Source organism: Dyadobacter sediminis, assembly GCF_005860765.1.
Taxonomy (GTDB): domain Bacteria; phylum Bacteroidota; class Bacteroidia; order Cytophagales; family Spirosomataceae; genus Dyadobacter; species Dyadobacter sediminis.
On the sequence record NZ_VCEI01000025.1, the window covers coordinates 916,705 to 928,833 of the forward strand.

At 48.4% G+C, this 12,129-nt stretch carries 7 protein-coding genes; 1 reads left to right on the plus strand and 6 read right to left on the minus strand.

Annotation, left to right across the window (positions count from 1 at the left end):
- The first annotated feature begins 237 nt into the window (after positions 1 to 237).
- Positions 238 to 2,655, plus strand: coding sequence for a TonB-dependent receptor (locus tag FEM55_RS16040; protein WP_138282357.1), 2,418 nt, complete (start codon positions 238 to 240; stop codon positions 2,653 to 2,655).
- 238 nt (positions 2,656 to 2,893) lie between these two features.
- Here the strand turns inward: FEM55_RS16040 and FEM55_RS16045 are convergent, their stop codons facing one another.
- The 6 genes from FEM55_RS16045 to FEM55_RS16070 all read right to left on the minus strand — a co-directional run bounded on the left by FEM55_RS16045 (position 2,894) and on the right by FEM55_RS16070 (position 11,917).
- Complete coding sequence (locus FEM55_RS16045) at positions 2,894 to 4,339, minus strand: energy transducer TonB (RefSeq protein WP_171036579.1); 1,446 nt, start codon at positions 4,337 to 4,339, stop codon at positions 2,894 to 2,896.
- 261 nt (positions 4,340 to 4,600) lie between these two features.
- Complete coding sequence (locus FEM55_RS16050) at positions 4,601 to 5,854, minus strand: hypothetical protein (protein WP_138282359.1); 1,254 nt, start codon at positions 5,852 to 5,854, stop codon at positions 4,601 to 4,603.
- A gap of 18 nt (positions 5,855 to 5,872) precedes the next feature.
- Positions 5,873 to 6,766 (minus strand): DUF4097 family beta strand repeat-containing protein, encoded by an 894-nt coding sequence (locus tag FEM55_RS16055; RefSeq protein WP_138282360.1) that lies wholly within the window; start codon positions 6,764 to 6,766, stop codon positions 5,873 to 5,875.
- 10 nt (positions 6,767 to 6,776) lie between these two features.
- Positions 6,777 to 7,349 carry a hypothetical protein gene (locus FEM55_RS16060; RefSeq protein ID WP_138282361.1) on the minus strand — a complete coding sequence of 191 codons (573 nt, stop codon included), beginning with the start codon at positions 7,347 to 7,349 and terminating at the stop codon, positions 6,777 to 6,779.
- 9 nt (positions 7,350 to 7,358) lie between these two features.
- Complete coding sequence (locus FEM55_RS16065) at positions 7,359 to 7,868, minus strand: RNA polymerase sigma factor (protein WP_138282362.1); 510 nt, start codon at positions 7,866 to 7,868, stop codon at positions 7,359 to 7,361.
- Between the two features lie 230 nt (positions 7,869 to 8,098).
- Positions 8,099 to 11,917: an ELWxxDGT repeat protein gene (locus FEM55_RS16070; RefSeq protein ID WP_171036580.1), complete on the minus strand. Its 3,819-nt coding sequence runs from the start codon at positions 11,915 to 11,917 to the stop codon at positions 8,099 to 8,101.
- Positions 11,918 to 12,129 lie beyond the last annotated feature (212 nt).

A 12,129-nucleotide genomic window follows, 5' to 3' on the forward strand; every position in this document is an offset into this window, starting at 1 on the left:
TTGCAATGCTAAAATAACGGTAATCAGCATATCCGCAAATAGCCATGGTTCCATGTCCGGCAGCTTGCAGCAGCTTGTACGGATTCGTTTTGGAAGGACGGAAAGCTTCCGCCGCTTTTCCGGCTGCTCTTTACAGAATGCAATCCGGTTGTTTGTAAAATGTTAAAAATAGCTTGGAAGTGTTCCGTTGGCAAAATACATTTGCGCAACAATTTGTAATTTGTCTAAATTAACTTAATGAAACTGCTTCTATCCATTTCCCTGCTTTTGTCCGTTTCGTGTTTTGCCCAGACCGGCAAGATAAAAGGAACTGTCATGGACAACACCAAAAGTAGTCTGCCCGGCGTAAATATCCTGATCAAAGGTACCGGCCTCGGCACGCATACAGACTATTCGGGACTTTTCGAGCTTTCGGGGATCAATGACGGCAATTATGTGCTGTCCATTTCTTCCCTGGGCTTTAAAACCAGAGAACTGCCGTTTACCATTTCACAGAACGAAGTGGATCTGAAAACAATAACCTTGTATGCAGGTGATGAAATATTGCGGGAAGTGGTTGTGGAAGGAGAACGGGAAAACAAGTTTTCGAGGAGCAAAACAGCCTATGTTTCCAAACTGCCGCTCAAAGATTTTGAAAATACGCAGGTTTACAGCACGATTACGAATTATCTCCTGAAATCCCAGATCATTACCAACTTTGATGATGCGCTGAAAAATGCGACCGGCGTGGAAAACCTGTGGACTTCCACCGGGCGCGGCGGCGACGGCGCAGGATATTTCTCGCTGAGAGGATTTTCTGTACAGCCAAAGCTTGTGAATGGCTTGCCCGGTCTTACGAACGGCACGATCAACCCGGCGAATATCGAGCGCATTGAAGTACTGAAAGGGCCGTCCGCAACCTTATTCGGTAATGCGGTAAGTTCCTATGGCGGGCTCATTAATGTGGTGACCAAAAAACCGTATGCCGGAACGGGCGGCGAGCTTTCATTCACAACCGGTTCGTTCGGTCTGAACCAGATCACAGGCGATTTCAATACCGCTTTAAACAAGGAAAAAAACCTGTATTTCAGACTGAATACGTCGTATGCAACGGAAAGGAGCTTTCAGGATGCAGGGTTCAGAAAGTCCTTTTTTGTGGCGCCTTCGCTTTCCTACAAGGTGAACAACAACCTGTCCTTTTCATTTTACGGGGAAATCACGCAGGCCGAGCAGACCAACCCGATGTTCCTGTTCCTGAACCGAAGTGCGCCGACAGCATCTAGAAACTTGAAAGAGCTTGGATATAACAATAAACTTTCCTTCACAAGCAATGATCTGACGCTGCAGAATCCTACACAGAATTACCGCGTCGAAATGGATTACAAGCTATCCGACGCATGGGAATCCCAAACACTGATCTCGAAAAGCGCCACTTCCACGAAAGGGTATTATTCCTATTTATTTGATTACGGAATTTTAGGAAACGATACGTTTACCCGCTATCTGAACAGACAGAATGAATACACCGGCACGTCGGACATTCAGCAGAACTTCATCGGTGATTTCAGAGCGGGTTCGCTGCGGAACCGGGTTGTTATCGGTCTGGATTATTTTTCGGCAACTTCCACCAGCAACGGAACGGGATATGCATTTTACGGAAATGTAACGCCTGAAGGCGGTTCCAGCGGCGATAACCCGTTTACGGCTGATGAGGTGGAAACAACGGCTTACCCGCTTTCTGCCCCGGCAGTGGATGCAGTTCTGGCCACACAGCCGGTCTCCAACTCGAAATCCAGATACAATATTTACAGTGCTTATGCCTCGGACGTACTGAATCTGACAAACACATTATCGGTGATGGTCGGCCTTCGTCTGGATCATTTCGACAATGTGGGAAGCATCACAACTTCAGACGACGATTACAACCAGACGACTTTGTCGCCGAAGTTCGGAATTCTATACCAGCCGGTGGCAGACAAGGTCTCCGTTTTTGCCAATTACCAGAATGGGTTTACAAACGTAGCGCCATCGCTTGTCGGAAATCCGGAGGACGGTCCGCAAACGATCAAGACGTTCAGGCCGGAGCAGGCCAACCAGATTGAATTCGGAATCAAAACCAACATCATTAAAAACAAGCTGAATGCTACGGTCAGCTACTATGATATCCGGGTTACGGATCAGGTTATTGCCGATCCGGCATCGCCTTTCAACAAAATTCAGGGCGGTGAGATTTTCAGCAAGGGGTTTGAGATAGAACTGAATGCAAACCCGGTAAACGGATTGAATATCAGGGGCGGATACAGTAATAACGACAGCAAGACAACCAAGTCGGACAATTCGGAAATCCTGAACAGAAGACCGCTGGACGCCGGTTCGAAGCACATTTACAATGCATGGGCAAACTACGAAGTGCCCGGCGGAAAACTGAAGGGCTTTGGCATGGGTGCGGGCATTAACGGCGCGAGCGAAAGGTATGCGATCAATTATGCTTCCACCGGAGATTTTATGCTGCCGGCTTATACCGTGGCTAATGCATCGCTGTTTTACCAGGCTGAAAACTACCGCATCGGTGTCAAGCTCAACAATGCGTTCAACAAAGAATATTACAAAGGCTGGTCTACGATTGCGCCTCAAATGCCCCGGGCTTTGCTGGCAAACATAACGTATACTTTCTAAACAGCTGATTTTTAAGTACGAGTGGTTGCATTTAAAGGCCGGAAAATCTTTTTCCGGCCTTTTTTGTCTGGCAGCAAGACATTAAAAAGTCATCCTGAAATTGTTTGTTACCTTGCAAAAATTCAATCCGGCGTATCCATTTTGCGGCCTTACCGAAAGAGCTTTATCTGATTTGGATTGCAGTGGCTTGCGGAACTTGTTTTTTAAAAGGAGTTGGTTGGTAAGCAAAAGCAGTTTGTCAGTTTGTCTCGAAATTGATCGGGAACGTATGCCGGGAGCTTATTTTCATTCCTTTCTGAATACACGGGTCCCATAATCCATCCGTCATTTTAATGACTTCCAGTACCTGCTGGTCAATGTGTTTTGCCACGCCGCGGTCTATGGAGTAGTCGCTTAGTTTACCGTCTTCACTGACCATAAATGAAATCAGCAGTTTTCCTTCGGGCCGTCCGATGGAAGGATTCATCGGCGGCATGTAATTGACATGGTCGCGCAGCAGTTTGAAAAACTCTTTTGGCCCTGCCCTGAATTTCGGCTGAACAATATCCACAGTGTATTCCAGCGGTTGCCCGCCGGTATGCCGCACGCCTTTGGTAAGCTTTCCGCTCTCATAAAATTCTTCATAAACAAGGTCATTGATCGCCAACTTTCCGGTCCAGCGTCCGGTTTTGAACCCGTTTTCGACCATTCCTTCATCATAAACCGTTTTGCTCCGGTAAGTGCCCGCATGAATTCGGGCCATGCCGTTCCCTTCTTTTACCAGCATAGTACCCTGTGTGTCCCAGTTTTCCTTTACCGAAATCCGGTTTTTGTTGTCGATCAGGATTACGCTGCCAAGCTGGCCGTTATCATACCAGCTGGTTACCTGAACGAGGCTGTCGGCTGCAATCCGCTCTTCTTTCAGCATGCCGCTCTGATAATAGGATTTCCGCACCGCAGGCAGTTTGCCGCTGCCGGGATAGGCCACAAAAGACAGCAGCCTTCCGTCCGGCTGCCTGGTGATTTCTTCGGAAGGGCTTTCCCAGTTGCCCATGTTGGCTGAAATGCGGTACGCCTTTACAGAATCCATTTTTACCGGTCCGGCCAGTTTTACCCAGATCTCGTTTTTAATAAAAGGAAAAGCCTTTACCGTTTTCCAGTCACCGCTTCTTTTTTCCTGAAACAAAATATCTGCACGCACATCGCCGTAGCGATCCACGGGTATGACGTTCCGGTACCTGAACTTCTTTTCATCGGAAACCATCTGGTAATTTTTGTCAAAATATTCGATCATTGCATGCTGGACACTGTCGTAAGCGGGAATGGGAGCCGTGCGGAACTGGACCGGATAGACTACTGCCTGCCGAACGGACTGATTTTGTAATGATGCCGGTTTCCATGCTTTGTACAAATTCATTATGCGAAGTGCTTCCGCATCGCACAGGCTGTCGAGGGAACGTGCAACGGCCAGGCCGGACATGGTGCCGTCGGTTTCCACCACGCCTCTGATCAGTACCCGCGCGTTCATTCCTTTTGCCGCAGACTGAATGGGAATTCGCAGGTTGGCCAGAACAAACCGGTTGAACATCGCCAGTCCGCCCGCAGGTTCCGCCGCTTTTTCAACTTCGTTGACCTGATAAATGGTTTGCGAAAGGGCAGGAAAAGCGAGCAGGCAAAACAGTACAACGAATTTTCTCAAGGCCATATAAATGATAGAGAATGAAATAGGGCAGCCCCGGTAAAACAGTGTTGTAACAAGGTTCATCCAGGTAAAAGATCATAAAATGATCCGGTTACGAGCCATTCTTTGTGTTAGCAATATAATAATTATCTTTGAAAAAGTGCAATTTAACCGGAGTAAGTATATTGCGGTTGACTAAAATGCACGACGATAAATCCGTAAATTGCCTTTAAGTTCGCATGGAAACAGTTTGTACTTTTCAGTAAACTGCAATAAGTGAAAACCTCAGAATGTAAAACCGACCGCTATTTTCGACATTAATACCGGTCTTGAATCGCCGGAGTAGTGGAAACCGTAATTACGTGTTTTCTGGTAAGAGATGGAGCCGTCAATATATATTCTTTTGAAAAGCCTTTGCTGATATCCCAGTGTCAATGCATGGGTAAGGCTGCGGAAGGTCTCATCCCGGTGAAATTCCGGCTGGAAAACAGATCCTGACTTGTACATGTTCATGCCGTAATTGCTTTTCAGTCCGGCATAGGGTCCGGAAAAGTTGCCTCCTGCCTTGCCATGTCGTATCCTGTAATTCTGCAGGAAATAATACCGGAATTCCAGGCCTGCACTGGCATACGTAAACCGATCGTGATAGAAGCCGGTTTGATTGTGGTTGTAGAATGAATATACCAAATTGGCCTGAAGTGAAAGCGGGCTGTCTCCGAGTTTCCGCTCATAGGCAAAGCTTCCTCTTGCAATCTGGTGTTGGAGACCGATTGCGATATTCGGCATTTCAATTTTAAACTGATCGTGGATCAGTTCGTCACAAATGATCACGTCACACAACGGCGATGTTACTGACTTTTTCCAGTCGCCCAGTGCAATGCCGATGTTGGTCTGTGTGCCGAGTACAAAATTGTTGAACCGGAAAAAGCCCTGATGCTGATCAAACACAGTAAACTGGCCGGCTTCTTTATTGTAAAGCCCCACAGCAAAGTCAATAAGCCCATGATTGAAAAACCGGCTCTGAAATCCGTAAAGCAATCCTATTCTGCCTGTGTTTTTATTGGAGTACGAATTCCGGAGATACAGCGATTGTTCATAAGTAAAGCCGATGTAAGCACCGCTGAAATTGTTTGCATTCAGTCCTTTTTCAATCCTTTTGTTCATATTGTAATACCAGCGCGCTTTGGCATTTCCCCACAAATTGACCTGTTTCCAGTTGAAATGCAGCAATTCACTTGCAACACCGGTGTTAAACGGACTGAGCTGGGAATAAACGGACGCTTCTACCGACAAGGAAGGGAGCAGTTTGTACTCATAACCAAAGTTGATCCCGCTGCCCTGTATTTCCGATCCGGCTGCTGTGGCCTTGAACATTTGCCTTGTGGGTACTTTTGTCATAAAAACATTTTCATAACGGTCTATGAAATGCTGCTTCGCCAGCGTGTCGGTTTCCTGCCGGAATGTGACCGGAATGCTGTCCTGCGCGTAGGATAACTGGTAAAAAAACAAAAACAGAAGAGGGTTCAGGATGTTTTTCATAAAAGTTTGAGACGGTGTTTACTTGATGGTCACCTGCCCGAATTCGGCGTTGATGTCAACATTGGCCAACTGGTTTCTGGAAAAAAATGCTTCTTTAAAGTCGGCCGTATTGCGCTTCCATCTGAAGCCGTTCGGAAGTTTCATCGTGGCGTAGGCGCTGTTAATGGCATAGTCGAATTGCTGCCAGTTCCTGGTCATCAGTGTGATTTCTGCTTTTTTGGACCGGATTGAAAGGCTTGAAAGTGCGTTGCCCGGATGCAGTTCAACATTTCCGTACTCCGCATTTACTTTGATATTGCCCGCCATGCGTTCCAGAAACAGTCGGGTATGATCGCTTGAAAAGGAGAAATCACCCGACAGTTCATCACCTTTCAGTTCACCGAATGACGTGTTCACTTGTCCTTTCCCCTGCATGCCCGAAAGATAGGTTGTGCAGAAATCGGCTTTAAGCTGCAGATTGTTCGTTAGGCCTTTCAGCGTAACTGTGCCAAATGAATTCTTCAGGTCCACAGCGCATGCCGCCGGAAGATGGATCGTGTAACGCGTTCTGAGGTTGGAAACCGGTTTGCTTTCTCCGTTTTTCAACAGAATGTAATTGCGCAGGAAATAATCCTTGCCGTTACGGTCCGCTATATACTTTGCCTTGAAAAGGTCCGTAGCAGCGGTATTTTTGTCCGGATGCCGGGCGGATAGTTCCATAAGGATCGAAATTTCCGCTTTTTCCCACGTAATTATTTCCACATCCGCTTTTTCGGCGCTGATGTACAAGGTGCGTACCGAAGATGCACTGACCGTTTTTGCAATGGTTTTGGTCGCAACCTGAAGGACAACCTGTGCACTGACGTTCCCGGCTGTCAGACAGGCCAGCAGAAAACAGCCGGTCAGGAATTTTGCATAAAAAAGTGGTTTCATGTTTTACGATTTAGATCATTTTGGCCATTTCGTTTAACACTTCGGCCTTTTGCTGTTCGATGGTTGCAAACTGGCGGATCAGTTCCGGTTCGGTATTGTATGCACCAATGGCTTCCTGCAGTTCCGCCGCGGCTCCGGCCAGCTTTTCATATTCATGCTGCAGTTGCCGGTAATCCCTGCTGGTACAGATCAGCGTTTCCGTTTCACAATAGGCTTTGAGCTTCTGATATTGCTGATCGGTGATTTGCTCGGCAGTGGTTTGCAGGCGTTTGTCCTGCTTTTCCTGTGAAAATGCAATCTGTTTTTCGTTGTTTTTTCCCAGCAGCCAGATCCCTGTTATTCCGGCAATCAAAATGACTGCTGCGGCGTATTGCCGGATTTTCGAATTCTTTTTTACCGCCGGTTTGCTGGCGATCATTCCCCACAGCATTTCGTCGGGTTCATATTCCGGAAGCTTTTTCAGTGCCGCTTTCAAAGGGAGTTCATCCAGATTACGGCTCAGCGAATCCCAGCAACTTTCATCGGGAGTATAATCCGGAAGCTTTGCCAGTGCATTTTTTAACAAGTGGTTATTCTTTTCCATAGTGGTTATTCATTTTGGTGAAAGCATTCTGCGCAGCTTTCTTTTGGCATGGAACAATTGGGATTTGGATGTTCCTTCCGAAATATTCAGCATCACTGCAATTTCCCGGTGCGTGTAACCTTCCACTTCCGCCAGCACGAAAATAGTCCTGAAACCATCTGGAAGGGAAAGTACTGCCGATTCCAGGTGCGCCGTATTGATTTCGATTTCATTCCAGTCAATGCTTTCGCCGGTGTATTCGTCCAGGTTCTGCCAAAGCACCACTTTTTTCTTTTTAGTCGATTTTCTGATCACGATCTGTTTGATCCAAGCGCCCAGCGTAGCTTCTCCGCGAAACTGGTCCAGATGCCGGAAAACGTCCATAAAAGAATCCTGAAGTACATCGTTGGCATCATCAAAATCGCCTGTAATGCGATATGCTAGCGTATACATCGCATTTTTGTACCGGTCGTACAACTGCCGCTGGGCAGTCCGGTCATGTAAAAGGCATCCGGAAATGAGTTCTGCCTCAGATGTCATATTCAATCTTTTGGTTAATCTGTATGAAAGAGGCAGCAAGAAGCGGAAAAGGTTGTATGGTTGTTCGGAAAAATTGGTTTTTGTAAGAAGTCTTTTGTGAAAAGTGAGAAGTTTTACTTGTGAAATGCATTTCACGGTATTTGTAAGTCAGCAAAAAAAGGTGTTTGTGAAAAATATGGCAGCGGAGCATTCGTGCTCCGCTGCCATATACCGCATTGATTACCGGCTTTTTACTCTTTTACAAACACCTTGACGGTTTCGGTCATTGCTTCCGACTGGATCTGCATGATGTACATGCCGTTTGCTACGGACATGGCAGAAATATCAACTTCGATTTTTGAAGCCGGCCGGACCGGTTCCGGTGTAATGACCGGGAAGCTGTTTCCGGCCAGACTGATCAGCTGAAGACTTACATTTCCTTTGTGGTTTTCCGATATGCTGACTGTGAACCGTTTTGCTGCCGGGTTCGGGTAAATGCCCGATGCTGCTTGTGGTGATGCGGCAGTTACAAGCGCGTCCTCACTGCCTGTTCTTGCAGTCGGGCTTGTCAGCCGGATCAGAAGCTGGGGTTTGTTGGCCGTATTTTCCCGGCTGTTGAAAGAGAACTGCAGGTTCTGGTTTGCCGGGTTGGTCAGCATCAGACTTACTGTTTTGTCTGTTGCCAGCTGGGATTGTACAAAGGAAGTAACGTCTATTTCGTAGTACTTGGCCGTAGCGTTTACATTCACGGTTCCCAATGCAGCACCCGAGCCTGCCGGCGCATTCGACCAGTTGACGCCCGTTTCCGTCCAGTCATCGTTGCTGACACCATAAGCCGAGATGCTGCCCGCAGTGCTGTTTTGCACATTGGAACCATAAATCCTGAGCTTTGCCGAATGGACCTGGCTGACACTGGCCAGCGAGAATTTCAGGAATGCATGGCGCTGGTAGCTGGGCAGACTGCCTGTTTTTACGTCCAGGACCGTTTCTTTGCCGAAGTTGGCTGCTTCATAAGGCGTATTGCGCACGTAAGCATCGGCAACCGGGCCAAGTGTCACCTGCCGGGCCGGCACTACTTCAATGGCAGCAATGATGGGCTGGTCGGCTGCGCCGCTCAGGAAATTGATGCTGAGTGTGCCGTCCGTTACTTGGACGGTGAATGTTTCTGTCTTAGCGCGCATGGCACCGCCGGCTGCCGTGAAAATGTCATAATTGGTCAGCTTTCTGCTTCCTTCGATATCTACGTTGAAGCGGCGCTTTCCTGCGCCGGGCGAGCTGGTGCGTGCCGGTACGCCCCAGTAAATTTCGGCAAAATGCAGCACCACGTTCACCGTTCCGTTTACCCCGGGGATTTGATAGCTGAACGCCTGCCCGAGCCGCTGCTCTTTGTAGAGCTGGTCATCCGTGGTATTGAGAATATCGCCGCTGGCTGCAAGGGAGACGCGGGTTGTTCCGACGGAATACGCATCGGCAGCAAACTGCCGCGAGCCGGAAGCAGCATAGGCCTGTCCGCCTGCATTGATGCGGACTGCGGCCTGAACCGTCGCATCCTGGTATTTGAACAGCTCCGCACCGTACATGCCGTTGTCGGCCGAAATCAGAAGCTGGTTATTCAGGGCTGCCAGCTCGTAGAATATCGTGGAGCCGTTCGGGGTCATGTCGTAGGCCAGGCTGGTGGATTCGGCTGTGCCCTGCGTTTTCCAGAGTTCAAGGCCGTTGACCCCGTCCGAGGTCGTGAAGTACAAGGTGTTTCCTACGCCTGCCGTGTAGCGGATGGATGCGCCGTTTTCCATGGAGCCGATGGTTCTGACCGGCTGGGTACCTTCCACAGTGCCGTCACTTTTCCAGAGTTGTTCTTCTTCATGAGGTACAAAGTAGAAGATGCCGTTCACAGCCGTCATGTTGTGTGTCAGAAGATTTTCATAGTCGTACGTTCGCATCGTTGTCAACAGGAAGGTGCCTTGTTCGGTGCCGTCTGTCCGCCATAATTCCTCACCCGGGTAATCATCAAAGGCACTGCCGTTGAATTCAATAAAATAAACCAGATTGTTCACCACAGTAAGTCGGGAAGTGAGATGCTCTTTAATGTTCCTGACCACTGTCGTTCCTGCGGCGGTACCGTCACTTTTTACCAGGATGATTTTTGGTCCGTTGGTATAAGCTAGTGAAATGTAGTAAACATAATTACCGGCCACGGCAATGGAAGTGTAGATACTTTGTCCGCTGTTGGGCGCTACATCCTTGACCAGCGTGGTACCTGCCGTTGTACCATTGCTTTTCCAGAGTTCTACACTGTTGATGCCGTCGTATGCGCCGAAGAAAATCTGGCCGTTCATCATAACCGGCATAAAATCGGTTGTCTGCGGAATTGTTTTGATCAGCTGTGTTCCGGCTGTGGTGCCGTTGCTTTTCCATAGCTGCAGGCCGCTGCTGTTGAGCACGCCAAAGTACAGCGTACCGTTCACATTGATCAGCCCTTTCAGGATGTCCGCCTTGGTAAAATCCTTGACCCTGACGGTTGTGGCAGCCGTTCCATTGCTTTTCCACAAACTATGCACCTGTGAGCCGCTTCCGGCTGTAAAGAAAGCCGTTCCGTTAACGTTGGTGATCAGTTCGGGATTGGAGCTGCTTTTTCCACTGGTTACATCGCTGACCAGTACCGTACCGGCCGCAGTGCCATCCGTTTTCCATAGCTCGCGGCCATGAATGCCGTCATCCGCAGCGAAGTAGGATATTCCGTTGATCTCAGTAAAACCGAGCGGTATGGATTCCGGTTTGGCAATGTCGGTGACCTGGCTGGTGCCGCCTGTGACCATCGTGCTTTTGAAAAGTTCCAGGCCACTGCCTGCATTGCCGTTGAAGTACAAAGTGCCCTGAACAGCAAGAAGCCTGGAAGCAGGCATGTCGGCCAGTACCTTGGTACCACTTGCCGTTCCGTCGCTCTGCCACAGCTTTTCACCGGAACCGTCATTGGCTACAAAGGCAACCTTGCTGCCTACTGCGGTAAGTTCCCTGATCCCGGCGCCTGTCACGCCCGGCCGGATGTCTTTGACTATTGCGGTCGTGGAAGCCGTACCTTCGCTTTTCCAGAGTTCGCGGCCGTAAGTACTGTCATTGATTACAAAATAAAGCTGCCCGTTCACGGCAGTAAACATGGAAGGATCAGAAGGTGCACCGGTATTGATGTTTTTGACGAGTACCGTTCCGGCAGCTGTTCCGTCCGATTTCCAGAGTTCCCTTTGGTCATGCGTAAAATAAAGGATGTTCCCTGCATCCGTGAAGTTGGACAGAAAGAATTGAAATCCTTTAACCTCAGTCACCGGACCCGTATTGCTGGCCTTGTATAATCCTCTGCTCTCACCAGCCGACCCTCTGAAATAGACAGTACTGCCTACGGCTGCCAAGGGTTCAAAAATCTGTAAATCGGTATTGGTTTGCACGGGAACTGTTCCGGCTGCAGTGCCATCCGATTTATAAAGACGGCGGACCTCATTCTCGTATATGATCAGGAATAATTTGCCATTCACATTGGCCATGTCTGTAATCCTGGCTTGTTCCCATCGGTCGAGCGGTTTCAGCAGTACAGTCCCGGCAGCCGTTCCGTCCGTTTTCATCAATCCGCCCTGACCAAAAAAGTAAAGCGTACCATTTACACTGACAAGAAGCCTGGTGCCCGTTTGTACATTCACAACATCACTGTCTACTTGCTGCAAAGAGGCGGTGCCTTCCGGAGTACCATCGCTTTTCCATAAATAGGCGGCCCCGACGGAATTAGAAACAACAAAATAGATCATGTTGCCGGCACTGATCAGATTGGCAGGGTTCATTCCTTCTATTCCCTTTACAAGTACTGTACCCTCGGCCGTACCGTCACTTTTCCACAATCCTTTGTTCTGAAAGCTGTCATCGGCAATCATGTAGATCAGATCACCAACCACGATTGATTCGTAAATCCGGAACCCGCTTGCAGATCCCGTTACGTTGATGTCTTTTACCAGAGAACCCTGCTGCGCCAGCAGAGATTGTATACTGATCAGACAAATGACCCAAAACGATAGTAGTTTTTTCATAAGCATGTGAGTCTGGATGGTTAAAAGTTACTTCATTGTAAAGCGCTTCGAATGAATAAGTTCATTCTTTTTGCCGGCATGGTGAAACCGGTTTTTAGCAAGCGGCAAGAATAGGAGGGAGCGATGTTCCGGAGGGCAGGAAACGTCCGTTATCCTGTAAAAACCAGTGTGTGGAAAACCGTAAGCCGAGGTAATTGTTTATTTGTAAAATA

Coding starts and splice junctions, on each gene's coding strand:
- FEM55_RS16055 (WP_138282360.1), bottom strand. CDS start 6,766: ATGAAACCACTTTTTTATGCAAAATTCCTGACCGGCTGTTTTCTGCTG.
- FEM55_RS16070 (WP_171036580.1), bottom strand. CDS start 11,917: ATGAAAAAACTACTATCGTTTTGGGTCATTTGTCTGATCAGTATACAA.
- FEM55_RS16045 (WP_171036579.1), bottom strand. CDS start 4,339: ATGGCCTTGAGAAAATTCGTTGTACTGTTTTGCCTGCTCGCTTTTCCT.
- FEM55_RS16050 (WP_138282359.1), bottom strand. CDS start 5,854: ATGAAAAACATCCTGAACCCTCTTCTGTTTTTGTTTTTTTACCAGTTA.
- FEM55_RS16040 (WP_138282357.1), top strand. CDS start 238: ATGAAACTGCTTCTATCCATTTCCCTGCTTTTGTCCGTTTCGTGTTTT.
- FEM55_RS16065 (WP_138282362.1), bottom strand. CDS start 7,868: ATGACATCTGAGGCAGAACTCATTTCCGGATGCCTTTTACATGACCGG.
- FEM55_RS16060 (WP_138282361.1), bottom strand. CDS start 7,349: ATGGAAAAGAATAACCACTTGTTAAAAAATGCACTGGCAAAGCTTCCG.